At 64.5% G+C, this 26,527-nt stretch carries 30 protein-coding genes; 20 read left to right on the top strand and 10 right to left on the bottom strand.

Features of this window, described 5'->3' with window-relative positions; translation table 11 throughout:
- Positions 1–2 precede the first annotated feature (2 nt).
- The gene (gene ftsY / locus AB7290_RS01985) at positions 3–950 is read right to left on the bottom strand and encodes a signal recognition particle-docking protein FtsY (RefSeq protein ID WP_071908655.1); all 948 of its coding nucleotides are present in this window, start codon (positions 948–950) and stop codon (positions 3–5) included.
- 60 nt (positions 951–1,010) lie between these two features.
- Between ftsY and AB7290_RS01980 the strand changes: the two genes are divergently transcribed.
- The 3 genes from AB7290_RS01980 to AB7290_RS01970 all read left to right on the top strand — a co-directional run bounded on the left by AB7290_RS01980 (position 1,011) and on the right by AB7290_RS01970 (position 4,110).
- Entirely contained in the window at positions 1,011–1,712 is a 702-nt protein-coding gene (locus AB7290_RS01980) for an RluA family pseudouridine synthase (RefSeq protein WP_085398329.1), read from the top strand.
- Between the two features lie 248 nt (positions 1,713–1,960).
- Positions 1,961–3,070, top strand: a complete 1,110-nt coding sequence (locus tag AB7290_RS01975; RefSeq protein ID WP_085398325.1) for a DUF2336 domain-containing protein — start codon at positions 1,961–1,963, stop codon at positions 3,068–3,070.
- Positions 3,071–3,150: 80 nt separating this feature from the next.
- A complete protein-coding gene (locus tag AB7290_RS01970) occupies positions 3,151–4,110 on the top strand; it encodes an IS5 family transposase (protein WP_085398127.1) in 960 nt (319 codons plus the stop codon).
- A gap of 247 nt (positions 4,111–4,357) precedes the next feature.
- Here AB7290_RS01970 and mtaB read toward each other — a convergent pair whose 3' ends face one another.
- Positions 4,358–5,611 (bottom strand): tRNA (N(6)-L-threonylcarbamoyladenosine(37)-C(2))-methylthiotransferase MtaB, encoded by a 1,254-nt coding sequence (gene mtaB, locus AB7290_RS01965; RefSeq protein ID WP_085402919.1) that lies wholly within the window; start codon positions 5,609–5,611, stop codon positions 4,358–4,360.
- On the bottom strand, positions 5,611–6,486 hold the full coding sequence (dapF, locus tag AB7290_RS01960; protein ID WP_071908658.1) for a diaminopimelate epimerase: 876 nt from the start codon (positions 6,484–6,486) through the stop codon (positions 5,611–5,613). Before dapF ends, mtaB begins: the two co-directional genes overlap by 1 nt.
- A gap of 206 nt (positions 6,487–6,692) precedes the next feature.
- On the opposite strand from dapF, the gene AB7290_RS01955 reads away from it, so the two are divergent.
- Positions 6,693–7,436, top strand: coding sequence for a GyrI-like domain-containing protein (locus AB7290_RS01955; RefSeq protein ID WP_071908659.1), 744 nt, complete (start codon positions 6,693–6,695; stop codon positions 7,434–7,436).
- A 5-nt stretch (positions 7,437–7,441) separates the two neighbouring features.
- Positions 7,442–8,161, top strand: a complete 720-nt coding sequence (locus AB7290_RS01950) for an SIMPL domain-containing protein (protein ID WP_071908660.1) — start codon at positions 7,442–7,444, stop codon at positions 8,159–8,161.
- Between the two features lie 158 nt (positions 8,162–8,319).
- On the opposite strand, the gene AB7290_RS01945 is transcribed toward AB7290_RS01950, so the two are convergent.
- A complete protein-coding gene (locus AB7290_RS01945; protein ID WP_071908661.1) occupies positions 8,320–9,384 on the bottom strand; it encodes an MBL fold metallo-hydrolase in 1,065 nt (354 codons plus the stop codon).
- A gap of 448 nt (positions 9,385–9,832) precedes the next feature.
- Between AB7290_RS01945 and ffh the strand changes: the two genes are divergently transcribed.
- The 7 genes from ffh to AB7290_RS01910 all read left to right on the top strand — a co-directional run bounded on the left by ffh (position 9,833) and on the right by AB7290_RS01910 (position 15,759).
- A complete protein-coding gene (ffh, locus tag AB7290_RS01940) occupies positions 9,833–11,377 on the top strand; it encodes a signal recognition particle protein (RefSeq protein WP_063980396.1) in 1,545 nt (514 codons plus the stop codon).
- Positions 11,378–11,462: 85 nt separating this feature from the next.
- A complete protein-coding gene (gene rpsP / locus AB7290_RS01935; RefSeq protein ID WP_063980395.1) occupies positions 11,463–11,795 on the top strand; it encodes a 30S ribosomal protein S16 in 333 nt (110 codons plus the stop codon).
- A 9-nt stretch (positions 11,796–11,804) separates the two neighbouring features.
- Positions 11,805–12,362, top strand: coding sequence for a ribosome maturation factor RimM (rimM, locus tag AB7290_RS01930; RefSeq protein WP_085402923.1), 558 nt, complete (start codon positions 11,805–11,807; stop codon positions 12,360–12,362).
- A gap of 119 nt (positions 12,363–12,481) precedes the next feature.
- Positions 12,482–13,237 (top strand): tRNA (guanosine(37)-N1)-methyltransferase TrmD, encoded by a 756-nt coding sequence (gene trmD / locus AB7290_RS01925; RefSeq protein WP_085402925.1) that lies wholly within the window; start codon positions 12,482–12,484, stop codon positions 13,235–13,237.
- 108 nt (positions 13,238–13,345) lie between these two features.
- A complete protein-coding gene (rplS, locus tag AB7290_RS01920) occupies positions 13,346–13,726 on the top strand; it encodes a 50S ribosomal protein L19 (protein ID WP_063980390.1) in 381 nt (126 codons plus the stop codon).
- A gap of 322 nt (positions 13,727–14,048) precedes the next feature.
- A complete protein-coding gene (gene leuC / locus AB7290_RS01915; RefSeq protein WP_441253348.1) occupies positions 14,049–15,455 on the top strand; it encodes a 3-isopropylmalate dehydratase large subunit in 1,407 nt (468 codons plus the stop codon).
- 94 nt (positions 15,456–15,549) lie between these two features.
- The gene (locus AB7290_RS01910) at positions 15,550–15,759 is read left to right on the top strand and encodes a hypothetical protein (RefSeq protein WP_063980389.1); all 210 of its coding nucleotides are present in this window, start codon (positions 15,550–15,552) and stop codon (positions 15,757–15,759) included.
- Positions 15,760–15,810: 51 nt separating this feature from the next.
- Here the strand turns inward: AB7290_RS01910 and AB7290_RS01905 are convergent, their stop codons facing one another.
- The gene (locus tag AB7290_RS01905; RefSeq protein WP_085403093.1) at positions 15,811–16,371 is read right to left on the bottom strand and encodes a hypothetical protein; all 561 of its coding nucleotides are present in this window, start codon (positions 16,369–16,371) and stop codon (positions 15,811–15,813) included.
- Between the two features lie 166 nt (positions 16,372–16,537).
- On the opposite strand from AB7290_RS01905, the gene AB7290_RS01900 reads away from it, so the two are divergent.
- The gene (locus tag AB7290_RS01900; protein WP_085402927.1) at positions 16,538–16,837 is read left to right on the top strand and encodes a DUF1330 domain-containing protein; all 300 of its coding nucleotides are present in this window, start codon (positions 16,538–16,540) and stop codon (positions 16,835–16,837) included.
- Between the two features lie 9 nt (positions 16,838–16,846).
- Here the strand turns inward: AB7290_RS01900 and AB7290_RS01895 are convergent, their stop codons facing one another.
- Both AB7290_RS01895 and AB7290_RS01890 read right to left on the bottom strand, forming a co-directional pair.
- The gene (locus tag AB7290_RS01895) at positions 16,847–17,107 is read right to left on the bottom strand and encodes a hypothetical protein (protein WP_085402929.1); all 261 of its coding nucleotides are present in this window, start codon (positions 17,105–17,107) and stop codon (positions 16,847–16,849) included.
- A 49-nt stretch (positions 17,108–17,156) separates the two neighbouring features.
- Complete coding sequence (locus tag AB7290_RS01890; protein WP_063980388.1) at positions 17,157–17,438, bottom strand: hypothetical protein; 282 nt, start codon at positions 17,436–17,438, stop codon at positions 17,157–17,159.
- A gap of 166 nt (positions 17,439–17,604) precedes the next feature.
- Between AB7290_RS01890 and AB7290_RS01885 the strand changes: the two genes are divergently transcribed.
- Positions 17,605–18,003 carry a metallopeptidase family protein gene (locus AB7290_RS01885; protein ID WP_071908668.1) on the top strand — a complete coding sequence of 133 codons (399 nt, stop codon included), beginning with the start codon at positions 17,605–17,607 and terminating at the stop codon, positions 18,001–18,003.
- 4 nt (positions 18,004–18,007) lie between these two features.
- Here the strand turns inward: AB7290_RS01885 and AB7290_RS01880 are convergent, their stop codons facing one another.
- Positions 18,008–18,811 (bottom strand): helix-turn-helix transcriptional regulator, encoded by an 804-nt coding sequence (locus AB7290_RS01880; protein ID WP_085402930.1) that lies wholly within the window; start codon positions 18,809–18,811, stop codon positions 18,008–18,010.
- A gap of 99 nt (positions 18,812–18,910) precedes the next feature.
- On the opposite strand from AB7290_RS01880, the gene AB7290_RS01875 reads away from it, so the two are divergent.
- The 4 genes from AB7290_RS01875 (at position 18,911) to AB7290_RS01860 (ending at position 21,760) form a co-directional block, all read left to right on the top strand.
- Complete coding sequence (locus AB7290_RS01875; protein ID WP_071908670.1) at positions 18,911–19,480, top strand: pyridoxamine 5'-phosphate oxidase family protein; 570 nt, start codon at positions 18,911–18,913, stop codon at positions 19,478–19,480.
- 105 nt (positions 19,481–19,585) lie between these two features.
- Positions 19,586–20,191, top strand: a complete 606-nt coding sequence (gene leuD / locus AB7290_RS01870) for a 3-isopropylmalate dehydratase small subunit (protein WP_014490662.1) — start codon at positions 19,586–19,588, stop codon at positions 20,189–20,191.
- Positions 20,192–20,271: 80 nt separating this feature from the next.
- Positions 20,272–21,057, top strand: coding sequence for a hypothetical protein (locus AB7290_RS01865; protein ID WP_085402931.1), 786 nt, complete (start codon positions 20,272–20,274; stop codon positions 21,055–21,057).
- 283 nt (positions 21,058–21,340) lie between these two features.
- Positions 21,341–21,760 (top strand): hypothetical protein, encoded by a 420-nt coding sequence (locus tag AB7290_RS01860; protein WP_028158586.1) that lies wholly within the window; start codon positions 21,341–21,343, stop codon positions 21,758–21,760.
- A 22-nt stretch (positions 21,761–21,782) separates the two neighbouring features.
- Here the strand turns inward: AB7290_RS01860 and AB7290_RS01855 are convergent, their stop codons facing one another.
- Complete coding sequence (locus AB7290_RS01855; RefSeq protein ID WP_441253347.1) at positions 21,783–23,474, bottom strand: caspase family protein; 1,692 nt, start codon at positions 23,472–23,474, stop codon at positions 21,783–21,785.
- Between the two features lie 424 nt (positions 23,475–23,898).
- Here AB7290_RS01855 and AB7290_RS01850 point away from each other — a divergent pair, with 424 nt between their 5' ends.
- Positions 23,899–24,699 (top strand): Crp/Fnr family transcriptional regulator, encoded by an 801-nt coding sequence (locus tag AB7290_RS01850; RefSeq protein ID WP_063980381.1) that lies wholly within the window; start codon positions 23,899–23,901, stop codon positions 24,697–24,699.
- A gap of 116 nt (positions 24,700–24,815) precedes the next feature.
- Here AB7290_RS01850 and AB7290_RS01845 read toward each other — a convergent pair whose 3' ends face one another.
- On the bottom strand, positions 24,816–25,697 hold the full coding sequence (locus AB7290_RS01845) for an HpcH/HpaI aldolase/citrate lyase family protein (protein WP_085402933.1): 882 nt from the start codon (positions 25,695–25,697) through the stop codon (positions 24,816–24,818).
- 169 nt (positions 25,698–25,866) lie between these two features.
- Here AB7290_RS01845 and AB7290_RS01840 point away from each other — a divergent pair, with 169 nt between their 5' ends.
- Positions 25,867–26,511, top strand: coding sequence for a carbonic anhydrase (locus AB7290_RS01840; RefSeq protein ID WP_085402935.1), 645 nt, complete (start codon positions 25,867–25,869; stop codon positions 26,509–26,511).
- The last annotated feature ends 16 nt before the right edge of the window (positions 26,512–26,527 follow it).

Raw genomic sequence — 26,527 nt, 5'->3', positions numbered from 1 at the left:
TCTCAGCTTTCGATTCCGGCGATCGCACGGGCGAAATCGCGCGCGGTGAACGGCGCGAGATCGTCGACGCCTTCGCCGACGCCGATGAAATGCACCGGCAGTTTGAATTTCTCCGCGAGCGCCACCAGAATGCCGCCGCGCGCGGTGCCGTCGAGCTTCGTCATCACGAGGCCGGTGACCCCCGCCGTGCGATGGAAGGCCTCGACCTGCGACAGCGCGTTCTGGCCGACGGTGGCGTCGAGCACAAGCAGCACGGCATGCGGCGCAGTGTCGTCCACCTTGCGGATCACGCGCACGACCTTTTCGAGCTCGTTCATCAGCTCGGCCTTGTTCTGCAGGCGGCCGGCGGTGTCGATCAGGAGCACGTCGATGGCCTGCTCCTTCGCTGCCGTCAGCGCGTTGAAGGCGAGGCTTGCCGAATCCGAGCCCTGGGTGCCAGCGATAACCGGCGTCCTGGTGCGCTCGCCCCAGACCTTGAGCTGCTCGATCGCGGCCGCGCGAAACGTGTCGCCGGCGGCCAGCATCACCTTGCGGCCTTCGGATGCGAATTTTTGCGAGAGCTTTCCGATGGTCGTGGTCTTGCCGGAGCCGTTGACGCCGACGACGAGGATGACGAACGGCTTCCTGCCCGCGTCGATCTCGAGCGGCTTTGCCACCGGCGCCAGCACCTTCTCGACCTCGGTGGCGACGACGTCCTTGACCTCGTCCGCCGAGATCGCCTTGTCATAGCGCCCCGTGCCGACAGCGTCCGCGATCCGCACCGCGACCGACGTGCCGAGGTCGGCGCGCAGCAGCACGTCCTCGATGTCGTCGAGCATGGCGCGGTCGAGCTTGCGCTTGGTGACGAGGTCGGCGACCGCGGTCCCGAGCGAGGACGAGGTACGCTTCAGCCCGTTGGACAGGCGGCGCCACCAGCTCAGCTTGGGGGGATCTGACGTGGTATCGTTCATGGTGGCGGTGTGTTAGCCGTTCCGGCTCCCAAACGAAAGTGTTGACCGAAAGTCTTGCAATTGCTCGATGTTCCCGAATTGACCGCCGACGAGATCCTGGCGCGCGTGCTCCATCGCGACGGGCTGATGCTGGTCATCGACAAGCCCGCCGGCCTGCCGGTGCATCGCGGCCCCAAGGGCGGGGCCAATCTGGAAACGTCGTTCGACGCGCTTCGTTTCGGCCTGCCGCGGCCGCCGGTGCTGGCCCACCGGCTGGACAAGGACACCTCCGGTTGCCTCGTGCTCGGCCGCCATCGCAAGGCGACGGCCTCGCTCGGCCTCCTCTTCAAGCACGGCAAGATCGGCAAGACCTACTGGACCGTGGTCGAGGGCGGCCCTGCCGAGGACGAAGGCAACATCGACATGCCGCTCGGCCGGCTCAATGCCGAGCGCGGCTGGTGGCAGAAACCCGATCCCGAGGGCCAAAAGGCGATCACCAACTGGAAAGTGATGGGCCGGAGCGACGGGCTGACCTGGCTCGCCATGGAACCGGTGACCGGCCGAACCCATCAATTGCGGGTGCATTCGGCGTCGACCGGCTGGCCGATCTTCGGCGATAACATTTACGGCAACGGCCCGCGCTTCGGCGAGCCGCGGCTGCACCTGCATTCCCGCGAGATCGTGGTGCCTATCTCCCGGAACAAGGAGCCGATCCGCGTGGTCGCGCCGGCCCCGCCCCACATGCACGAAAAGCTCCGCGCCTGCGGGTGGAATGGGGAATAGTTTTAGCCCCTCATGGTGAGGAGGCGCGTCAGCGCCGTCTCGAACCATGAAGGCCCGACTGTCGCCCGCGGCCATCCTTCGAGACGCCCGCTTCGCGGGCTCCTCAGGATGAGGAGCAGTGGCCGTTCGGGGAGCAAAGCAGTGCTCGCCTTCCGCCCCGTGGTTTACGAAACGTTCAGTGCTCGTCTCTATTGATAGCGATTGCTTAGAACAAGCTTCCGTCATTCGCTCAGGACGAGCAACGCGTCATGTCCACGGCCGAGTTTTCGATCATCGATGAAGTCGAATCAGCGATTCGGCTCGGCTCGGCGGAAAAGGGCCTGGAAACGGCCCGCCGCGTCACCGACCTGTTCCTCTCCTCCGCCGGAAGTTTTGGCAACGAGCAGATCGCGCTGTTCGACGACGTGCTCGAGCGCCTGATCGGCACCATCGAGCTGCGCGCCATCGCCGACATGGGCGCACGCGTTGCGCTGGCCGAGATCAGCGCGCAGCTTGCGCCGATCGCGCAGGCGCCGCCCTCCGTGATCCGCCGCCTCGCCAATAATGACGAAATTCGCATCGCCGGCCCCGTGCTCCAGGAATCCGCTCGCCTCGACGATGGCGAGCTGGTGAAGATCGCCTCCAGCAAGGGCGAATCGCATCTGCTCGCGGTCGCCGGTCGCTGGTGGCTGAAGGAGATCGTCACCGATGCGCTGCTGGCGCGGCGCTATCCCAGCGTCAGCCGGCGGCTTGCCGCCAATCCCGGCGCGCGCGTTTCCGGAAACGGATTTGCCGTCATCGTCGGGCAGGCCGAGGCCGATCCCGAGCTCGCCGTGAGCGTCGGCGTCCGCGTCGACCTGCCGTCCGACTTGCGCCGCCGGTTGCTGCGCTCGGCCACGGATGCCGTGCGGACCCGGCTGCTGTCGCGCGCACCGCCGCATCTGTTCGAGGAGATCCAGGGCGCGATCGCCGCCGTGACCGTCGGTGTCGAGCGCGAGATGTCGGTCGTGCGCGATTTCGAAGGCGCCAAGCGGGCCATCGCAAATCTCAAGGCGACTGGCCAGCTGACCGAAGCGACGCTGCTCGGCTTCGCCACGCAGCGGCGCTACGAGGAAGCCGTGGCTGCATTGGCGGCACTGTCCGGATCGACCATCGAGGTGATTCGCCCGTTGATGCAGAGCCTGCGCGAGGACGGCCTGCTGGTGCCGTGCAAGGCGGCCCAGCTCAGCTGGGAAACCACAGCCGCCGTGCTCGAGAGTCGCTTTGCCACCGGCGCGATGAAACCCGCTGATATCGCGAGAGCGAAAAGCAATTACGCGCGAATGACGTCGGAGAACGCGCGGCGGACGCTGCGATTCTGGCAGGTGCGGGCGTTGTAGGCTCTTCCCCTCTCCCCTTGTGGGCCTGTTGCGTAATTCGTCAATTGTGATTCCCTAGGGCAAAGCCTTGGAGGGTAGCGATGGCGGTCAAGCGGACGGGACAGCCGAGCTTTGTGGAAGCGCTGATGCCGAAGGGAGCCGGCGCCAATGCGGCGCTGGATCGGCTGGCTGGCCTGGTCAAGTGGTACCGGTTCGAGAAGCTGATCGGCCATTTGCGGGATGAAGGGGGGCCCGGTCGACCAGGCTATCCGGTGCTGGTGCTGTTTCGTGCTGTGCTGTTGCAGTCGCTGTATGGTCTTTCGGAGCGCGAACTCGAGGAAGCGCTGGGCGACCGGTTGTCGTTCAAGCGCTTCGTCGGTTTGAGCCTTGAGGATGCGACGCCCGACCACACGGTCCTGAACCGCTTCCGGAACCAGCTCGTTGAACAAGGCCTGCTGGAGAAGCTGTTTGGCGAACTGGATCGTCAGCTTGAGAATGCCGGCGTGATCCTCAAGCGCGGCACGATGCTGGATGCGACCTTGATCCAGGCAGTCTCGGCTCCGCCCAAGGAGGATCGCCCCTCAAACGATCCTGATGCCCGGTTTGCCAAACGGCAGGGCAAAAGCGGCTCGACCTTCGGCTACAAGGCCCATGTCGGTGTCGACGAAGGATCCGGCTTGATCCGCGCGGTGTTGACCACACCCGCTAACGTCAACGATACGACACCGGCGGACGCTTTGATCCGCGGCGATGAAGCCGTGGTCTGGGCCGATGCGGCTTACGACACCCATGCCCGACGGGCCCGGCTGAAGGCGGAAGGCAAGAAGCCCCGCATCGCTCGTCGGCCCAACAGACATCACCCGGAACTGCCGCCCAGGCTCAAACGCTACAACCTCCTCATCGCGCGTCGACGAGCCCAGGTCGAGACCACCTTCGCTACTCTCAAACGCCGCATGCGGCTGACCTGCATCCGCTACGTCGGTCTGATCAAGGCGACCGGGCAAGTCCTGCTCGCCTCGATCGCCTTCAACATGAGGCGGTGGGCCACGATCGCCGCGTGAGCTGCCCGCTCAGGGCGACAACTACAGATCTTGCCAGGCAATTGCCGGGACCAGGGCACTCGCTCCTGACGTCTTCAGCCTCAAGAGCCGATAACGCAACAGGCCCCTTGTGGGAGAGGGTGCATCGCGAAGCGAGGCGGGTGAGGGGTCTCTCTCCGCAAACTCAACTCCGCGCTTGCGGACGCAACCCCTCATCCGGCGCTTCGCGCCACCTTCTCCCACAAGGGGAGAAGGAAGCAAGCACTGCTTACGTGGTCAACCTCTCGCCATCGCTGCCGGCAATCATCAGCGGCACCACACGGCCAATACGTTCACCCGCGATCGCCACCGGCAGATAGTGCTCCGTGCGGCCCTGGCTGCCGCTCTCGATCAGCACATCGCGCGTCGTACCCACTTCCTCTTGCAGCCGCCGTCGTAATGCCGCTTCGCCCGCCGTACGCAGCCGCTTCGCACGCTCCTTGATCGCACCACCTGCGACCTGCGGCATCCGCGCGGCCGGCGTGCCGGGGCGTGGCGAATACGGGAAGACGTGCAGGAACGTCAGACCGCACTCCTCCACGAGATCCAGCGAGCGCGAAAACATCTCCTCGGTCTCGGTCGGAAAGCCCGCGATGATGTCGGCGCCGAAGGCGATATCCGGACGCAGGCGGCGAACCTCGTCGCAGAACGCGATCGCATCGTTGCGCGAATGCCGCCGTTTCATGCGCTTCAAAATCATGTCGTCGCCGGATTGCAGCGACAGGTGCAGATGCGGCATCAGGCGCGCATCGTCGCCTATGGCATCCAGCAGATCGGCATCGGCCTCGATCGAATCGATCGAGGAGATGCGCAGGCGCTTCAGCTCCGGCACATGCCGCAAGATCTGCTTGGTCAGCATGCCGAGTCTTGGTGCACCCGGCAGGTCGGCGCCATAGCTGGTGAGGTCCACACCGGTCAGCACGATCTCGGCATGGCCGCGCGCAACAAGCGCCCGCACCTGATCGACCACCGCGCCCATCGGCACCGAGCGTGAATTGCCGCGGCCGTAGGGGATGATGCAGAACGTACAGCGATGGTCGCAGCCGTTCTGCACCTGGACGAACACGCGCGGCAGGCCGCTCGCAAAGCCGCCGATCAGATGCGGCGCCATCTGCTTCACCGCCATGATGTCGCTGACGGCGATCTTTTCGCTCGCACCGAGATCGAACGCGGCACGCGCATCGCGCCAGGCTTCGCTGCGCATCTTGTCGTCATTGCCGAGGACGCGATCGACCTCGGCCATGTCTGCGAACATCCGGCTCTGCGTCTGCGCCGCACAGCCGGTGACGACGATGCGCGCGCCCGGTCGTTCGCGCTTCAATTTACGGATCGACTGGCGCGCCTGCGCCACCGCTTCGTTGGTGACGGCGCAGCTGTTGATGACGATGGTATCGGAAAGGCCAGCGCCTTCAGCCTCGCGGCGGATCAATTCGGCCTCGAAGGCGTTGAGGCGGCAGCCGAAGGTGACGACGTCGACGGCCATCAGCCGACCGGCGCGAACAGCGCCGGATCGAAGGAGCCCTCATATTCGAAGGTCGCGGGGCCCGTCATCAGCACGTGGTCGTCGCTTTCACGCCATTCGATCCCGAGCTTGCCGCCGGGCAGCGTGATCTCGACATTGCGCTCGGTGCGCTTCAGCCGCGCGGCAGCGACCGCGGTCGCGCAGGCCGCCGAACCGCAAGCTCTGGTCAGGCCCGCGCCACGCTCCCAGGTGCGGATCGTGATGTGCTGGGGATCGACGATATGGGCGAGCGTGATGTTGGCACGTTCGGGGAAGATCGGATGATTTTCCAGCAGCGGACCAAAACGCTCGAGATCGTAGGCGTTGACGTCCTCGACCCAGAAGATCGCATGCGGATTGCCCATGCTCACCACTGAAGGCGAATGCAGGATCGGATTGTCGATCGGCCCGATCTGCAATTCGATGTAGCGGGTGTCGCGAAACTCTTCCGCCAGCGGAATCTCCTGCCAGCCGAACTTTGGCGCGCCCATATCGACGGTGTAGAGATCGGGCGCCGGGCCCTGCCAGCAATTGAGCAGGCCTGCGGCGGTCTCGAACGTTGCCGTGGTCTGCCCGGTCTTCTCGAAGATCCGCCGCACCACGCAACGCATGCCGTTGCCGCAGGCGCCGGCCTCGGAGCCGTCATTGTTGTAGATGCTGATGAAGGCCTCGGTCCCGTCGAACCGCGGCTTCCGGAGCACCATGAGCTGGTCGTAAGGCACGCCGCCCGGCGCGGACGCGACCGCGCGGGCGTCGTCCGGCGTCACCGGCGCGGCGGAATCACGCATGTCGACAACGACGATCTCGTTGCCGATGCCGTTCATCTTGGCAAATGCGTGGTTGGCCAGAGCGCTCATGAAATGTCCCGAATTTCGCCTGCCTTATATGGCGATCCTTGGCGGCTTGGCCAGTGATTTGCCGCCATGGCCATGACGCATCTGTCATGGGACGAATTCGGCACTCGCGTGTTAGAACGGCACGGTTCGCGCAATCCGGGACGCGCGGCCGGCTCAAGGCCTTGGGGACGTAAGGCCTTGGCGCATAAGCCCTTGGGGAGAATAGAATGAATCGTTTTTGTCGCCTCGCACTGCTCGCGCTGATCCCGGCAGCGACCATGTCGTTTGGCGTGCCCGGCGCTCTGGCGCAGACCCCGAGCCCGGCGCCCGCCGCGTCGGCCAGCCCCTCGCCGGCTCCGTCGGCCTCGCCCTCCCCGGCCGCAAGTGCCGCACCGGCGCCCGCGGCGGCGCCCTCTCCGGCGCCATCGCCTGCGGCCAGCGCTTCGCCCTCACCCGCTCCGGCGGCCCCACCGCCCGCTGCGGCCGCGACGCCTGCCCCGGTGCAGACCGCCGATCCCTTTGGCCTGGAGACCACGCTCGAGCCGAAGAAGGTCGTGATGGTCAAGGGCACTGCCAATTGGGATTCGGCCTTCGACACGCTGATCGACGCTTTCAAGGCGCTGAACACGCTGCTGGACAAGCAGGGCATCAAGCCCGCCGGCAATTCGATGATCGTCTACACCTCGACCGACGACACCGGCTTCACCTTCCTGGCCGAGATCCCGGTCGAGCAGGACCCGAAGAACCTGCCCAAGGACATGAGCATCGGCAAATCGCCGGAAGGCAAGGCGTTGAAATTCGTCCATCGCGGCTCCTACGACAACATGGACAACACCTATGAGGCGATCACCAATCACCTCGACGACAAGAAGCTGGAAGCCAAGGACACCTTTATCGAGGAGTACCTCACCGATCCCCTGAAGACGGCCGAGGACAAGCTCGTGATCAACGTGTTCGTGCCATTGAAGTGAGAGAGATGAAGAAGCCTGCCGTCCTTTTTACGTCTATTGCCGCCGCTGTCGCCGCCACGCTGCTGGCGACGCCCGCACGCGCGGACGATTTTCCCTCCGCGATCTCGGTGAGCGGCGAAGCCACGATCTCCGCGGCGCCCGATCTCGCGCAGATCGACGCCGGCGTCGCCAACGACGCCAAGTCGGCGAAGGAAGCCTCCGACGCCAACAACGCCGCGATGGGCAAGGTACTGCTGGCGCTGAAGGGCGCCGGCATCGCCGAGAAGGACTATCAGACCTCGCGCCTGTCCTTGCAGCCGCAGTACGGCCAGAACAAATCCACCGGCGCTTCGCCCGTGGTCGGCTTCCGCGCCTCTAACCGCGTTACCGTGAAGATCCGCGACGTGACCAAGGTCGCTGGCATCATCGACACGCTGGTCGGCGCCGGCGCCAACGACATCGGCAACATCTCGTTCGAGGTGACGCAGGCCTCAAAACTGCTCGACGACGCCCGCGAACAGGCGGTCGTGGACGCCCGCCGCAAGGCCGAGATCTACGCCAAGGCCACCGGCGTCACGCTCGGCGCGCCGCTCAGCGTATCCGAGGGCGGCGCTCCGGTGCCGCTGTTCAAGGCAAGAATGGCAACAGCGCCGATGGCGGCGCCCGCGGCAGTCGCGCCGGGCGAGGAAACGCTGTCGGTGACGGTGAATGTGAGCTGGGCGATTATTCGCCCTGAAGGCAAATAAGTCTCTTGTCCCGGACGCGCTGCAGCGTGAAACGCCGCTGCGCAGGGCCGGGACCCAGAAAGCCAACGGCACGTGCTGCTGCATGGGCCCCGGCTCTGCAGCGCACCGTCGAAGAGACGCTGCGCTGCGTCCGGGGCAAGTTGTGTACGTGGATGGATTTAGATCTCCACCACCTGTCCCGGCTGCATCGCCACGAACCGTTCCTGCGGAAGCTTCGCGGCATCCAACGCTTCGACCAGTGCCTTGGCCGGCGCGTCGATCGCTTCATCGGTCAGCTGGAACGTGCCGTGATGATGCCCGAGCGCGGCTTGCGCGCCGCAATCGGCCAGCGCTTTCACGGCGTCTTCCGGATTCATGTGCTGGTCGCGCATGAACCAGCGCGGTTCGTAGGCGCCGATCGGGAGGATCGCCAGACGCAGCGGCCCGTGCTTCTCTGCGACGCGGCGGAAGTGCCCGCCGTCGCCATAGCCGGAATCGCAGACCACGTAGATTTTCCCCGCCGGCGTCTCCAGCACGAAACTCGCCCACAGTGCCTTGTTGCGATCGAACATGCCGCGCGCCGACCAGTGCCGGGTCGGCACCAGCGTCACGGCGATGCCGCCGCCGAGCTCGACGCGATCGTGCCAGTCGAAGGCCTCCACCTTGATGGAGGAGTCGGCGCTGCGCATCGTTACGTCGTTGCCGAGTGGCGTCACCACGCGCGGCGCAAAGTTCTTGGCAAGCCGCGACAGCGTCGCGATGTCCAGATGATCGTAATGACCGTGCGAGACCAGCACGACGTCGATCTTCGGCAGCTTCTCGAACGCGATACCGGGGTCGTTGTGCCGCTTCGGTCCGGCAAAGCTGACGGGCGAGACCCGCGAGGACCAGACGGGATCGACGAGGATGTTGAGGCCGCCGGCCTGGACCAGCCAGCTGACGTGGCCGACGAAGGAGAGCCGCACCTTGTCGCCCTCGACGCGCTGCGGCGGCGTGTCGGCATGGGGGTTGGGCACCCAGTCGGGCCAGTCCGCGCGCTGCCCCCGGCCACCTAATTGCCACCGCAGCACCTCGCCGAGCGATCTCGGCGGCGCCCCGTCGGGATCGAAGAACGTCAGGCCGTCAAAATGGTCGGAGACCGGGCCGTCATAGGTTTTCATGCGGGACATCCAGAGGGGCGGAACACCGACCAGCGCGGCACCACCGGCGAGCAGTCCGAAAACGCGGCGGCGGGTGATCGGCACAAGCGGGCTTCAGGGATGGTAACGGAGGTAAGTCATCATCTTCTATATGGGCGGAGCCCAGGCAAAAGGAACCGGCCGCCAAAAGTTCCGTATTCTCAGGGCCTTGCCCTGGCAAAGGCACCCCGGCACCCTAACTTTCCTTGACTTTTGGGCGTGAGCGGCGTTTAACCCCGCCACTTTCTCGGAAAGGCTTTCTTTTCGACCCGCCCACTGGCCCTGGAGGCCAGAGGCCAACGCCCGACAGCGCTGTGCGCCCTCGGGCGCAAAGGTGTTTGGAAGATCGCTTGCTTAGGAAGTGGTCATCGCCCGACTTGATCGGGCGATCCAGTATCCCAGAGGCAGCTCGGCTGAACCGAGGTGCCGCGGCGTACTGGATGCCCCGGTCGAGCCGGGGCATGACGATGGTGAACGCGGCAACCCTGCGCGAGCAGGACAAGGGACAACGGCATTGTTCGACAATCTGTCGGAACGGCTTGGTGGCATTCTCGATCGTTTGACGGGGCGCGGTGCGCTGACCGAAAAGGACGTCGACGCCGCGATGCGCGAGGTGCGCCGCGCGCTGCTGGAGGCCGACGTCGCGTTAGAGGTGGTGCGCAGCTTCACCGAGCGCGTCCGCGAGCAGGCGATCGGCGCCACCGTCGTCAAGTCGGTCACGCCCGGCCAGATGGTGGTCAAGATCGTCCATGACGAGCTGATCAACACGCTCGGTGCCGAAAGCCAGACCATCGACGTCAATTCCGTGCCGCCGGTGCCGATCATGATGGTCGGTCTGCAAGGCTCCGGTAAGACCACCACCACCGCCAAGCTCGCCCGCCGCATGGTCCAGCGCGACAAGCGCAAGGTGCTGATGGCTTCGCTCGACATCTATCGCCCGGCGGCGATGGAGCAGCTGGCCGTGCTCGGGCGCGATCTCGACATTCCGACGCTGCCGATCGTCGCCGGCCAGCAGCCGGCTCAGATCGCGAAGCGCGCGCTGGAGGCCGGCAAGCTCGGCGGCTACGATGTCGTGCTGCTCGACACCGCCGGCCGCACCACGCTCGACGAGGACATGATGGCGGAAGCGGCTGCGATCAAAGCCGCTGCCAATCCGCATGAAGTGCTGCTGGTCGCCGACAGCCTCACCGGCCAGGACGCCGTGAATCTTGCCCGCGCCTTCGATCAGCGCGTCGGGCTCACCGGCATCGTGCTGACCCGCGTCGACGGCGACGGGCGCGGCGGCGCCGCGCTGTCGATGCGCGCCGTCACCGGCAAGCCGATCAAGCTGATCGGCACCGGTGAAAAGACCGACGCGCTCGAAGATTTCCACCCCGATCGTATCGCCGGCCGCATCCTCGGCATGGGCGACGTGGTCTCGCTGGTCGAACGTGCCGCCGCCAACATCGACGCCGAGAAGGCCGCGCGCACCGCCGAGCGCATGCGCAAGGGTCAGTTCGACCTCAACGACATGCGCGAGCAGCTGTTGCAGATGGCGAACATGGGCGGCATCAGCGGGCTGATGGGCATGATGCCCGGCATCGCCAAGATGAAGAACCAGATCGCGGCCGCCGGCATCGACGACAAGATCCTGAAGCGCCAGGTCGCGGTGATCGATTCCATGACGCGCGACGAGCGCCGTCATCCCGACCTGCTCAAGGCCAGCCGCAAGAAGCGCATCGCCGCAGGAAGCGGCCAGAGCGTCGAGCAGGTCAACAAGCTGCTCAAGATGCACCGGAACATGGCCGACGTGATGAAGGCCATGGGCTCGGGCAAGCGCGGCCCGCTCGCCGGCATTGCGCAGGCGATGGGCTTTGGCGGCGGCATGAAGCCGCCCTCACCGGAAGAGATGAAGGCGTTGCAGGAGAAGATGCAAGGCGGCGGACAAGGTCTGCCCAGCCTGCCGAAGGATTTGCCCGCTGGTCTGCGCACCGGCCTGCCCAACGTTCCCGGACTGACCGGGCTGAGCGGCAAGCCGACGCTGCCGGGCCTCGGCGGATTTCCGGGCAAGAAGAAATGAGGAATTCGTCGCGAGGGATCCTAAGCATCTCGCGCGACGCGGAATACCAATCAACCGAACAAACTGTACTTTGAAGGAGAACCAGATGTCCGTCGTTATCCGCCTCGCTCGTGCAGGCACCAAGAAGCGCCCCGTCTATCACGTCGTCGTCGCCGATTCGCGCTTTCCCCGTGATGGCCGCTTCATCGAGCGTCTCGGCTATTTCAACCCGCTGCTGCCGAAGGACAACGAGGCCCGCCTCAAGCTCGACATGGACAAGGTGAAGGCCTGGGTCGCCAAGGGCGCGCAGCCGTCGGACCGCGTGGCGCGTTTCCTCGACGCCGCCGGCGTCAAGAAGCGCGAAGCGCGCAACAACCCTGAGAAGGCCGTGCCGCGCAAGGAGCGCAAGGCGCAGGCCGAAGCCGCCGCGAAGGGTTAAGGTCAGATCATGTCGGCGCTGGTCTGCGTCGCGCGGATCGGCGCCGCCCATGGTGTGCGCGGTGCGGTCAAGCTGTGGACCTTCACGGAAGATCCCTTTGCCATCAAACGCTACGGGCCGCTTCTGTCCAAGGACGGCAAGCGCCAGTTCGAGGTCGCGCAGGCGCGCGAGGCCAGGGATCATCTGGTCGCGACGTTCAAGGGCGTCACGACCCGCGATGAGGCCGAGCGCCTCAACGGCATCGAGCTCTACGTCGCGCGCGAAAAGCTGCCCGCGACCGATGCGGACGAATATTACCACACCGACCTGATCGGGCTCGCCGCCGTCACCCCTGACGGCGACGCGCTCGGCCGCGTGCTCGCGATCCACAATTTCGGCGCCGGCGACATCATCGAGATCGCTCCGCCCAAAGGCACGACGATGCTGCTGCCGTTTACAAACGCGGTGGTGCCGGAAGTCGATCTCACAGGCGGCCGCGTCGTGATCGCGCTGCCGCAGGAGATCGAGGGTGAGGATAAGGAGGAAGCCCAATCCACGGGTCGTCCCCGCGAAGGCGGGGACCCATAATCACAGGCCGTGGTTTTTTGGCTAAGCTGGTAGCCTCGATCATCGCAAAGCGAAGTGCGGTGGTTATGGGTCCCGGGCTCGCGCTTCGCGCGCCCCGGGACGACAAGAACTGAGATCCGATGACCAACCCTTCACCCTGGCGCGCGACGGTGCTGACGCTGTTTCCGGAGATGTTTCCGGGACCGCTCGGCGTGAGCCTGGCCGGCCGGGCGCTTGCTGGCGGGCTCTGGGAGCTCGAGGCGCGGGACATCCGGGCTTCCGCCACCGACCGGCATCGGAGCGTCGATGACACCCCGGCCGGCGGCGGACCGGGCATGGTGCTGCGGGCCGATGTTCTGGCGGCGGCGATCGATGCCGTCGAGATCAGCCCGGACCGGCCGAAGCTGCTGATGAGCCCGAGGGGTCGGCCATTGACCCAGGCCCGGGTGATGGAGCTGGCCGAGGGTTCAGGCCCCCTGATCGTCTGCGGACGGTTCGAGGGGGTGGACCAGCGGGTGATCGACGGACGGGGCCTGGAGGAGGTCTCGATCGGCGACTACGTGCTGTCCGGGGGCGAAATCGCCGCGCTGGCCCTGATCGACGCCTGCGTCCGGCTGCTGCCCGGCGTGATGGGCAAGGAGGCCTCGGGAACCGAGGAAAGCTTTTCGGAGGGCCTCCTCGAATACCCCCAATACACCCGTCCGCAGCTGTTCGAGGGGGCTCCGATCCCGGAGACCCTGACCTCCGGCGACCACGCCAAGGTTGCAGCCTGGCGGCGGGCACAATCCGAGGCCCTGACCGCGGCCCGGCGGCCTGATTTGTGGGCCCAAATCCCGGCCAAAGCCCCGAATCGGGCAAGACGCCAAAAAACGCCAAAAAACAAGACAGACGGGTGACAAACCCTCCGGCTTGCCTTATAGGAGCGGCCACATCCGCAATAGCTGGATCAACGAATTTCGCGCAGCCCCCGTCCTGCGGCTGGGCGCGCCGATGGAGACTTACCCATGAACCTGATCCAACAGCTCGAAAAAGAGCAATTCGACAAGCTCTCCGCCAGCAAGGAGATTCCGGAATTCGGTCCCGGTGACACCGTGATCGTCAACGTGAAGGTCGTCGAAGGCGACCGTACCCGCGTGCAGGCCTATGAAGGCGTCTGCATCGGCCGTTCCGGCGGCGGCCTCAACGAGAGCTTCACCGTCCGCAAGATCTCCTATGGCGAGGGTGTCGAGCGCGTGTTCCCGCTGCTCTCCCCGATGATCGACTCGATCAAGGTGGTGCGCCGCGGCAAGGTGCGTCGTGCCAAGCTCTATTACCTCCGCAACCTTCGCGGCAAGTCGGCCCGCATCGTCGAGAAGACTGAGCACGCCAAGGCCGTCAACGAGTAAGCTCCGTTTACAGACGAGTTCTAGAGAGCGCGGGGCAAAGCCCCGCGCTTTTTTGTTGCGTCAGCCGTGCGCGTCAAAGCACTCGCGCTTCCAATTCGGCCTGCTATATATTCTTGGAATGTTTCCAGATCAGACCAGCCTCGCCCCCGTCACGCGCATCGTCATCGACGATCGCTCGCGGCTGCCTGGCCGGTTCTTCGGACGCTTCGCGACCTCGGCAACGTCAGAGCTTACGCGCGCAGCCTAAAAGCTGCGCTGACGATTTTGTTGCCCGCGCGTGACCGCGCATATCCGCACCACAACATTCCTGGAGCTGAAGCTCATGTCCAAGCCGACCACATTGTACGACAAGATCTGGAACGACCATCTGGTGCACGAAGCCGACGACGGCACCTGCCTGCTCTATATCGACCGCCATCTGGTGCACGAAGTGACCTCGCCGCAGGCGTTCGAGGGTCTGCGCGCCACCGGCCGCAAGGTGCACTCGCCGGAAAAGACGCTCGCCGTCGTCGACCACAACGTGCCGACCACCGATCGCACCAAGCCGAATCCCGATCCGGAGAGCATCGAGCAGATCAAGGCGCTGGCCGAGAACGCCAAGCAATTCGGCATCGAATATTACGACGAGTTCGACAAGCGCCAGGGCGTCGTCCACGTCATCGGCCCCGAGCAGGGCTTTACCCTGCCCGGCACCACCATCGTCTGCGGTGACAGCCACACCTCGACGCATGGCGCGTTCGGCGCGCTCGCACACGGCATCGGCACCTCCGAGGTCGAGCACGTGCTGGCGACGCAGACGCTGATCCAGAAGAATGCGAAGAACATGCGCGTGACCGTCGACGGCAAATTGCCTGAAGGCGTGACGGGCAAGGACATCATCCTCGCCATCATCGGCGAGATCGGCACTGCCGGCGGCACCGGCTACGTGCTGGAATACGCCGGCGATGCGATCCGCGCGTTGTCGATGGAAGGCCGCATGACGGTCTGCAACATGTCGATCGAGGGCGGCGCGCGCGCCGGCCTGGTTGCGCCCGACCAGAAGGCGTTCGACTTCCTACGCGGCCGCCCGAAGGCGCCGAAGGGCGCGGACTGGGACGCGGCGATGCGCTACTGGGAGAAGCTGCGCTCCGACGACGGCGCGCATTTCGACCACGAGCTGCGCCTCGACGCTGCCAAGCTGCCCCCGATCGTGACCTGGGGCACCTCGCCTGAGGACGTCATCTCGGTGACCGGCATCGTGCCCGATCCGGATCAGATCGCGGACGAGGCCAAGCGTCTCTCCAAGCACCGCGCGCTGAAATACATGGGCCTGACCGCGGGCACCAAGATCACCGACATCAAGCTCGACCGCATCTTCATCGGCTCCTGCACCAACGGCCGCATCGAGGATCTGCGCGCGGCGGCGAAGATTGCCGAAGGCAAGACCGTTTCAGCGCATGTCAACGCCATGGTCGTGCCGGGCTCCGGCCTCGTGAAGGAGCAGGCCGAAGCTGAGGGTCTGGACAAGATCTTCATCAAGGCCGGCTTCGAATGGCGCGAGCCGGGCTGCTCGATGTGCCTCGCGATGAACCCGGACAAGCTGGCTCCGGAAGAGCGCTGTGCCTCGACCTCGAACCGCAACTTCGAGGGCCGCCAGGGTTTCAAGGGCCGCACGCATCTGGTGTCGCCGGCGATGGCGGCAGCCGCCGCGATCGCGGGTCACTTCGTCGACGTCAGGGAGTGGCGGTAAGCCGCTCCCTGCAATTTGAGCTAAAGCAGCAAACGGCCGTTAATCGGCATCGCCGACACTGCGTCCTCGCGACGGTTTCGCGAGGACACAGCGCATGGCCAACAAGCCTGAATATGTCGATCTGATCGGCGAGGCGACGCGCCAGCACCGGCGACGCGCAACGCCCTTGCCCATCGTCGCCAAGCCCGAGGTCGAGGAGACCTCGAAGCTCAGCCGCTGGCCGCCGGCGATGATCAAGCAGTGGAAGCTCGAGAACCTGACGCGGTGGAAGCCGGCGTCGTGGAAGCTGAAGGATTGGCTCTAGGCCACACGAACAAGGGGCGCCGTCGCGGCGCCCTTTTCATTTCGATCGCGATTACCAATAGCGGTACGGATAGTGCCAGCGATGCCACCGGCAGACGCGGCGCGGACCGTAATAGGTCCAGATCACCCGGCAGCGGCGCGGATAGTTGTAGTAGGGATAGTAGCCGCCGTAATAATAGCGCCGGTGGAAGTGGCGATAGCCGTAATGCGGGCGATAGATCCCGTAGCGATGAAAACCGCCATAGTGGCGAAATCCGCCGTAGCGATAGCCGCCACCGTGAAAGGCCGGCGCGGCGCGGAAGCCGCCGATATGGCCGCCGTGAAAGCCACCGCCGCGGAAACCGCCGATATGTCCTCCGCCACCATGGAAACCACCACCACGAAAACCGCCACCGCCATGGAAGCCGCCACCATGTCCACCACCGCCGCCACCGTGGCGAACCTGCGTGATCATGTCGTCGCTTGCAGCCTTCGCCGCCGGCAACGGCGTCGGATTGATCGGAGTCATCGCTTCGGCACGTTGTGCAGTCCCGGCCGACAGCATCAGCGTGGCAACAGCCGCAAGCCCGAGCAAGCGTATCGGGCTTGTCCGAGCATCCAAGATCCGCAGCATGGAATTCTCCCTGAATCTGAACGGCAGCATTGCGGCGCAGCGTCGCTCGCATCGCTGTTCAATTGCAGTCGCTCCCAAGATTAAATTAGGGACAGCGACGTGAACGCCTTGTGAATGAACAAGCTTCCTGCCGAGGCGCCGTGCCACGACAAAAGGAATTCGAAAGATGACCGTCTACGCGATCGCGCAATTGAAGATGACGGACCGCGCGGCCTATGACCGCTATCAGGCGCGGTTCTTCGACGTGTTCAGAAAGTACAATGGACGGCTGCTCGCCGCCGACGAGCAGCCGCGCGTGCTCGAGGGCCCGTGGCCGTTCGACAAGCTCGTCATGATGTCGTTTCCCGACGAGGCCGCGTTCCTCGCCTTCTCGAATTCGCCGGACTACGAAGAGATCTCGCGCGATCGCAAGGCGGGCGCGCAGGCAACCGTGCTGCTGGTCAGGGGATTTGCGCCGGCGGGCTAACGCGGCGCGTCACCACCACGGCCCGTAGCCGAACACGAAGGGTGCCGGCACGCCGTAGGGATAGGGACGGTAGTAGACGGGCCGCGCGTAATAATGCGGATCATGGGGCGCTGAGCGCCGCGCAACGTCATGGTGTCTTGCGTGCCGTCTCGCATCGAAAATCGCTGTCCCGGCCGAGGCATCCGACTTCGTCACACTCTGCGCGGTTGAAGCGCGAGGCAAACCCGCTGCGAGCCCGGCGACAACGGCCAATGCAATCCATCTCGTCATGACGAACTCCGCCCTCAAGATGCGGGCATCACGCGGCCGTTGAGGCGCGTCAGCCCCGCCGCCAGTAGCAGCTCATATGCGGCACGATCACCGTGCCGCTCGGCCGATATTCCTGCACATAGGTGGCGTTGCACTCGCGGACCGCATCGGGACCCGGATAGTAGCGCGGATAGACGCCGTCCGGAGCGTAGTAGGGCGTGACGCGCAGCCGGGCGGGCGGGCGCCTGCGCGGCGGAGGAACGTCGTCTGGCGAGGCCGCCTGGGCCAGCCTGACACCGGCGCCGGCCGTCTGGGCTTCCGCACCAACGCAAAATTGCGAAAATAACCCCATGCAAAGTAGAACCAGTACTGCTGTTCCCGCCCGCATCGCACCACCACCCACCTGAGCTATCCCCTTGAGGCGCCGTACGCTCCCCGTTTTCGCGCGCGGCGTCAACTCTTCGTAGCCTTCTATAAAGCCGGATGCATCGCCACGGAACCCGCGCTAAGAAAAGCCCATGTGGACGGAATTGAAAGCGCCCTCGCTGGCGGAGATGGAAGCGACGGCGCACGACATCTTCGAGCGCCTGCCGGCGGAATTTCGCGGCCTCTGTGAGGGCGTGATCCTCCGTGTCGACGACTTCCCGACCGAGGAAGTGATGGACGAGATGGAATGCGAGAGCGAGTTCGACCTGCTCGGCCTGTTCCAGGGCGTCGGCCTGCCCCAACAGAGCCTGGGCGACGTGGCGCGGCTGCCCAACATGGTCTGGCTCTACCGCCGGCCGATCCTGGATTACTGGGCCGAGCACGACGAGAGCCTTGGCCACATCGTCCGCCACGTCCTGATCCACGAGATCGGCCACCATTTCGGCCTCTCGGACGACGATATGGCGGCGATTGAGGCTCAGGCGGAGTAGGACGTCATCGGTTGCGTATGGTTGGCGCAGCGAGAAGCATCGTCAGTCGATAGTCGGACCAGCCCGCGAGAGACAGCGAAACCTGCTGATAGTGCAGCAGTCCCATGGTCGGATGATCGAACGCACGCTCGCCGCCTTCGCGTGCCAGAACCCCCTGCGTCTCCCAGCAGCGTTCGAAGTCGGGGCTTCCAACTCTCAGTTCCTCGACGAGCCGGCGAATGTCCGGATCGTCGGAATAGGCTGTAACAGCGGCGCGGAATTCTGCGACGACGCGTTGCGCGCGTGAGGTCCAGTCGAGGATCAGTGTTCGCGCCTCGGGCCTGAGGAAGATGTAGCGCAGAAGATTTTTTTCGCCGTCAGCATCGAGCCATCCGGCAAACAACCGGGACGCTTTCGCATTCCAACGACGCGCGCCCCATGTGCGATCGAGAATGTAGGCCGGCCCATCGATCGCATCGACGCAGGCCAGCACCTCCTCTGGCGGATCATCCCTGTGGCCGGGACGCTCGGGATCGCGCTTGCCCCCAACTTCGAACAGATAGCTGCGCTCCGCTCGTGACAGGCGCAATCCGCGTGCGAGGCGCGCAAGTGTCGAAGCCGAGACGGAGACATCGCGACCCTGCTCGATCCACGTGTACCAGGTGACGCTCAATCCGCAGAGCTGAGCGACCTCCTCGCGCCGGAGGCCGGGCGTGCGCCGCCGTGCTCCGGCGGCGAGGCCGAATTCTGCCGGAGACTGGCGCTCCCGGAGCGCGCGCAGGAACGCGCTGAGCGAGAGAGCTGGAGCGATCGGGTCTGGTCCCTTCATGGTGGTTTTTATACCAGCATAAAGAACAATCTTAAACGGGTATAATTGGCATGCTAACTCTTTGCCGCTGCGGCGTCGCTGCGGAAAGGACGAACGGGTATGGGCAGGCAATTCGCAAGGATCGAACCCGAGCACAGGGCTTTCATCGAACGGCAGAAGATCTTCTTCGTCGCGAGCGCCCCGCCGAAGGGACGCATCAACGTGTCTCCCAAGGGCCTGTCGTCATTCCGGGTGCTGGGAGAGAGCGACGTCGCCTACCTCGATTGCACCGGCAGCGGCAGCGAGACCCGTGCGCATCTGACCGCCTCCGACGACAAGCGGCTGACCATCATGTTTTGCGCCTTCGACGGCGCCCCGATGATCCTGCGGCTCTATGGCCAGGCTCGATCGCTCATGCGCGGCACGCCGGAATATTCCGATCTCGTTCCTGACTTCGAGGACATGGCAGGCGCCCGCCAAATCGTGCGCCTCTCGGTCGACCTCGTGCAGACGTCATGCGGTATGGGCGTGCCGCTGTTCGACTACAGACAAGAACGCGGCAGCCTCGTGCGCTACTGGACGGCGCAGGGTGTCAACAATTTGCGAAAATACTGGGGTCTGAAGAACATGAAGAGCATCGACGGCCTGCCGACCGGCTTTGCCCCTGACAGCATGGCTCCGCCAGGCTGAAGACGAACCTCGATTTACGCCCCTAGGCCTGCCGAATCCGGCCTAGGATTTGTGTGCCAACCGGGCTAAATAGCCCTCCCCTGACTTCAAACCGGGAAGCCTGAAATGGACAAGTTCACCACGCTGGAAGGCGTCGCGGCGCCGCTGAAGATCATCAATGTCGACACCGACATGATCATTCCGAAGCAGTACCTCAAGACCATCAAGCGCACCGGCCTTGGCAAGGGGCTCTTCTCCGAGCAGCGCTACAAGGACGACGGCAGCGAGAATCCGGATTTCGTCCTCAACCAGCCCGCCTATCGCAATTCGAAGGTGCTGGTCGCCGGCGACAATTTCGGCTGCGGCTCGAGCCGCGAGCACGCGCCCTGGGCGCTGCTCGACTTCGGCATCCGCTGCGTGATCTCGACCTCGTTCGGCGACATCTTCTACAACAACTGCTTCAAGAACGGCATTCTGCCGATCCGCGTCAGCCAGGAAGACCTCGACAAGCTGTTCGACGACGCCGAGCGCGGCGCCAACGCGACGCTGACGATCGACCTGCCGAACCAGGAGATCCGCGGCCCCGACGGCGGCAAGGTCAAGTTCGAGATCGACCCGTTCCGCAAGCACTGCCTGATCAACGGCCTCGACGACATCGGCCTGACGATGGAGAAGAAGGCCTCGATCGACACCTACGAGGAAAAGCTCAAGCGCGAGCGCGCCTGGGCCTGAGATCGAGCTCCAGTTCGAGCCCCGGTGCTGATAGCGCCGGGGCTTTTTCTTTGTCCTGATTAACCCCTAAACTGACGCGCATGCTGCCCGACATCGTCACCTTCTGGCACGGCCCGATGGACGCACTGCGCCAGACCTGTCTGCGCTCGCAGTTAGCTGCCGGCCACAAGGTCACGGTCTACAGTTTCGACACCATTCCCGGCCTGCCCGCGGGCATCGGCAATGCGGACGCCGAGGCGATCCTGCCGCACGCGTTCTCCGAACGATTGCGACCGCCGCAGCCGGACGGCACCTGGCGCGACTGGACCACGCTGCAGTTCAGCGACTTCTTCCGCATGAAGCTGATGGCGAAGAACCTCGGCCTCTGGCTCGATGCCGACGTGCTGCTGCTGAAACCCGTCGAGATCGACCCGGCAAAGCCCTACTTCGCCTGGGAGCGGCCGCGCCAGCTCGGCAATTCCGTGATCTATCTGCCGGCGAAGCACGGCATCGTTGCCGCCTTCGAGGAGCTGATGGAGCAGGAGGAGCTGACGCCGAACTGGCTGTCGGTGCGCCATCGCATCACCTTCATGATGCGTCGCCTGCGCGGGGGCTCGAACCGTCTCTCGGATATTCGCGTCGCGATCTTCGGACCAGCGGCGCTCACTGCGCTCGCGCGCCGCACCGGTGAATTACAAAACGCACTGCCGAAGCAATCGTTCTACGCCGTGCATGCCGAGCCAAAACTGTTCTTCGATCCCTCGAGCTATCTCGGCCTCGTCACCAACCCCGAGATCATCGGCCTGCACATCTCGCCCAAGGGCCGCGGCGGCGAAAAACCGATCCCGGGCAGCCTGTATGCGTGGGCGACGGAGCGGTTCGCGTAACTCAGTCCGCTACGCGGCGCTCTCCTGCCCCGGACGCAGCGCAGCACCATAAGCGCGTTCACGCGCGTCTTCGACGCGCTATGGTGATGCGCTGCTGAGCCGGGGCCCGGAGATGCGGCGAGATGGGTCCCGGCTCTGCGGAGCGGCACTTCGCGCGTCCGGGACACGAAACCAACCACCAACGCGCCACACTCCAACGCTTCCAAATTTGATCCAGCGCAACGCGCCTCTGCACCATTGTGCCTAATCTCGCTCCAATTCCGCCGCCCGAATGGAGCTTTCCATGAGCACCGCAAGCAGGCCTTATCCCATCGTCCAGGACCTCATCGAGTCCTTTGCCGCCTGGCTGAAGCATCGCCGCGAGATGAACGAGATGCGGCAGCTCGATCGCGCCGATTTCGACCGGATCGCGCAAGATCTCAGGATCGCGCCTGACGATCTGGAGGAGCTGGTCCGTCACGGCAAGCACGCTGCCGACGAGCTGCCGAAGATGCTCGAGCAGCTCGGCATCAGCGCAGACAGGCTCGGTCGTGCACAGCCGCTGCTGCTGCGCGACATGGAGCGCGTCTGCTCGCTCTGCAATCACAAGGGACAATGCGACCGCGATCTCGCCGATGGCACCGCCGCGGAGAACTACCACGGCTATTGTGCCAATGCTTCGACGCTGGAGTCGCTCGATCGGGCCGACGTCGCCCCGCGCTGACGGTGTCGTGTGGGTCGAAAGATCAGATCGTGCCGTTTCGCGCGCATGCGTCGCGCTGGGCAAATCCTTTCACGAGCTTTCTGCACGCGCGATAGCGCTCTTCCATACTCGCTCCGCCGGCATGACCCGGAGGGCCAGGTTCGGCCGCGCTCTCTTTCTTGACTGCATGAGGTCGCGCAGTCTTATCGCGTTTGGTCGGAGGTTCGGCATCCTCGGGCACCGGCACAAGCTGCCAGACTGGACGAAGCTCGATATTCGCGGTCTCTGACGGCTTCTCCTTATTGACGGAAGTCAGGGCAAGGACGTTCTTGTCCAGCTTGGCCGTAACAGGCGTCCCATTGATGGAGAATTTATCGTTCGTAATGTACTCGGCGAACGATTTGTATCCCGCCACATCCTTCACCCATGATTGTTTCGTGGGCGGCCCCCAGAGGTAGTATCCCTTGGCCAAGCCCGTCGCGGAGACCTCCGTGACGATCAGCATGGCGTAGCGTCCCTTGCCATTGGTCCACCCACGCTTGTTGGACCACACGCCGACAAACCTGGAATTGGCGTTGAGTGGATCGTTCCGATCGGACGAGATGGTGAAGCTCGGCAATTCGAGTTGCTGAGCTGCCGCGATGACAGAGATTTTTTTGTTGTCGTCGGGCGTAAATAGATTTCGTACGGCGCGCTTGGCATCAGCCTCCTGGCGTCCGCTCGCATCCGATTTCGGAGCAGCAGCCGGAGATGATAGCGCCGCAACTTCGCTGGCCTTGAGATCCTTGATTCGCTGGCGGGCTTCGGCAGCGTGGCCGCTGCGGGGGTATCTGGCGAGAAACTCCTCAAAGAGAGCTGCCACCGTCGACGTCCGGACAGCCTGCCAGAACTTCTCGTCTTCCGCGGGAGCTGCGGGCGCCGGAGTTGATGCAGCTGACGCCTGAGCGGCGACGGCGGGGGCCTTGAGGTAAATCTCTTCCTTCGACAACGAGCCATACACGAAAGGCTGCTGTTCGCGCCTGGTTGCCGCCATCACGTCGTCACGAACCCGGCGAAACAGAAACGATATCTCCAGGCCGGGCGTTTCGATGTGACGAAGCAGCGACGTCGTGAAGGGGCTATTCCGGCCTTCGCCGTCGCTTGCCGTGGTGCCGTCCCGGGCGGCATACGCGATCAGGACATTGTCGGACGGCTCCGTCGGCGCGAGCCCGCGAGCCACGGCCCGGGTGCCCAACGAGCGCTTCATCTTCGCGGCAAAAGGGTTGTTGCGGCACGCGTCAAGTATCACGAGGCCCAACTTCCGTGCCTTCGAAACCTGAAGGCTCACCGAACGCAGGCTGATCGCCTCGCTTTCGGCGTCGGTATCGCTGCGCAGCTCGGCGCTGATTGGGATCAGCCAATTCTCGCCACCGACTTCCATGCCGTGCCCGGCGTAGAACACGACGGCGATGTCGGACATTTCGGCGGATCGGCCGAACTCAACGACGGCCTTCCTCATCTCTTGCGCGGTGGCGTTCTTGACTTGAGTGACCTTGAAATCCAGCCGCTCCAGCGCGCGGCCGATGTCGGCCGCATCGCGAGTCGGGTTCGGCAGTTCGGGCACCTTCTCGTAGGCGCCATTGCCGATGACAAGCGCAACCCGCGCCTGCGCAAGGGCGGGCTGAGCGGACAAAAGCGACATGACGAGAAAGACAGCTGCCCCAAAAAAACGCATCAATAGATTGCCCGAACCCACCAATGGCTTCGAGGGTAGCACCCCTGTTCACCACCGCAACGGGAAAAGCCGAGATCGCGGACTTCGGCGAAACGGCCGTCATCGGGACGAGCCGACGACAAGCAGCTGACGATGCCGGTGCAGCTCGGCATCGGCGCGGAAGCGCCCGGGCCAGGGCAAACTCACGCGCCGCCGCAACAATCACTGGTCGATCACCACGTGTGGCACCTCGCCCAGTAGCAAAGGGCGTCAATAGTATGATGTATGCAAGGCCCTGTTTGCGCGGCGAGGATGCCGGCAAGGTCTCCGCAATTGTCCGTGCTTGATCTCGACGAATGCCTCTGTTTGGATGGTTGCCCTTCGGCAATTCGAATTCCGGACAATCATGGCAAACGAAATGGATGGTTACCGTCGTTCGTTGGGTGCTCGTTCACCGGAAAGCGCCGTGACCGTCCACCGCACGGGCATCGGGAATCGACTATTGGCGGCGTTGCCGCCGGCGGATCTCGGTTTGCTCACGCCCTACTTCCAGAAGGTCTCGTTCGAACCCGATGCCATCCTGGTGCGGTCGGGCGATGAGCTCGACCCGGTTTATTTTCCCCATAGCGGCGCCATCGCCTTCATGATCGATATGCCGGACGGGCAAACGGTCGCAACCACCTTGATGGGACGGGAAGGCGCTTTGGCCTCGTTCTCCGTGCTCGGCCCGTCGCTGTCATCCGTGACCGCGATTGCTCGGATCGCCGGCACAGCATCGCTGATTTCCGCCGCCAAGTTTCGCGCGGCCTTCGCGCAAAGCGCCGCCATCAGGAACGTCGTGCAAGTCCACGCCCGCGCGGTGTTGTTGCAGCTCCAGCACGTCGCCGCCTGCAACGCGCTGCACCGGGTCGATGGCCGCATGGCGCGGTGGCTCCTGCAGCTGCACGACCGCGTTCCCGATGACCGGCTTCCGGTGACGCACGAGGCGCTTGCGCAATTGCTTGGGGTGCGACGGACGACAGTGACCCTGACGATGAGCAAGCTACGCGATGCCGGCGCCGTCCCGTCCGACCGGCGCGGGTTTGTCGAGATCCATCGGGCGCGGCTCGAGAAGGTCGCATGCGATTGCTATGCGCTCATGCAGCGCAAGATCGATCAGATGTATTGCCAGGAATTGGCGGCGCCGCAGCCTGTCGATGCACCGTCCCGCGAAAGCGCCATCGTCGCGGGTGACGAATCCAGAGCCGCTTCGCGGGCGGGAAAATAGGCGATTGGGACTGACCGCCGCGATGACCGCATGGGTCACAAGCGGCAGTCCTCTTGACGTCGAGAAGATGTCCGCCTGGCGGGGAAAAGCGGATATCGCTTCTTCGAGTTGACGCCTCAGCCCTTGCTCATCGCTGCGATCGCGTCCGCGATCTCGATCGTGCGCCGCGCCATGTCGGCGTGCAGACGCTCCACCATTGCGCCATCGAGCCGGATCGCGCCGCGCGAAACGTTCTCCGGCAGCTCGAATGCCGCGATGATCTTTCGCGCGCGCGCGACTTCCTCTTCGGGCGGCGTGAAGATCGCGTTGCAGGCCTCGATCTGCGACGGATGGATCAGCGTCTTGCCGTCGAAACCGAGGTCGCGGCCCTGCGCGCATTCGGTGGCAAAACCGTCGGAATTGGCGATGTCGCTATAGGGGCCGTCGAGGATTTCGAGGCCATGGGCGCGCGTCGCCAGGATGCAATGGGTGATCATCGGGATCATCGCCGCACGGCCCGGCAGCATCTTGATGCGCGTCTCGCGCGAGATGTCGTTCGGGCCGAACACGAAACCGGAGAGGCGCGTCCTGGGATCGCGGCCCGCGGCGGCCAGCTCCTCGGCATGAAGCACGGCGCGCGCGGTCTCGATCATCGCCCAGACTTTCACCGTCGGCGCGGCGCCGAGTTCGGCAAGGCGAGCGCCGATCGCCTGGAGATCCTCGATGCTTGAAACTTTTGGAACCAGAATGCCATCAGGCGAGGCCTTGGCGGCCATCGCGACGTCATCGGCCCACCAGGGCGTGTCGAGGCCGTTGGTCCGGATCAAAATCTCGCGCTTGCCGAACCCCTTGTCCGCGATCGCAGCGGCGATGCCGTCACGCGCCACCCCTTTGAGGTCGGGCGCGACGGAATCTTCCAGATCGAGGATCAGGCCGTCGGCGGCGAGATTTCGCGCCTTTTCCAGCGCGCGAGGGTTGGAGCCGGGCATGAACAGATGGCTGCGGCGCGGGCGGGTCATGCGAGCATTCCTTCCAGTTTCCTCGGGTGTATTCTGGAGCATGATCCGGGAAAAGTGTGCGGCGGTTTTCCGAAAGGATCATGCTCAAACAACAAGCCAAGCCGATAGCATCTGGCCTGCCTATTCGAAAGGCTTGTTCGCCCCTCTGGTCTATGGTTAGGCATAGGCCATGATCACATTCCCGAAGCATTTGCTGGAAGGCTACAAGGCCTTCGCCACCCAGCGGCTGCCGACCGAGCAGAGCCGCTATCGCGAGCTGTCGGTGAAGGGGCAGTTCCCGGAAGTGATGGTGATCGGCTGCTGCGACAGCCGCGTCTCGCCCGAGGTGATCTTCGACGTCGGACCGGGTGAACTGTTCGTCGTCCGCAACATCGCCAATCTGGTGCCGGTGTATCAGCCCGACGGCAATGCGCACGGCGTCTCCGCGGCGCTGGAATATGCCGTGACGGTGCTGAAGGTGAAACACATCGTCGTGCTCGGGCACGCGCAATGCGGCGGCATCCGCGCCTTCGTCGACAAGATCGAGCCGCTCACGCCGGGCGACTTCATCGGCAAATGGATGCAGATGTTCATCAAGCCGGGCGAAGTGGTCGAGCAGCGCGACCACGAGACCATGGCGCAGTTCGTCGAGCGCATCGAGAAGGCCGCGGTGTTCCGCAGCCTGGAAAACCTGATGACGTTCCCGTTCGTGCAGAAGGCGGTGGACTCAGGCCAGATGCAGACCCACGGCGCCTATTTCGGCGTGGCAGAGGGGTCGCTGTTCGTGCTGGACAAGGCCGCGAAGGAATTCAAGAGCGTGCGCAACGCGGCTTGAATTCGTAGGGTGGGCA

Origin of the sequence: Bradyrhizobium sp. 613_E4_N2_2 (assembly GCF_052075995.1) — a bacterium.
GTDB lineage: Bacteria > Pseudomonadota > Alphaproteobacteria > Rhizobiales > Xanthobacteraceae > Bradyrhizobium > Bradyrhizobium barranii.
Note: the sequence above shows the minus strand (reverse complement) of the source record. Positions and strands in the feature narration are given on the sequence as shown.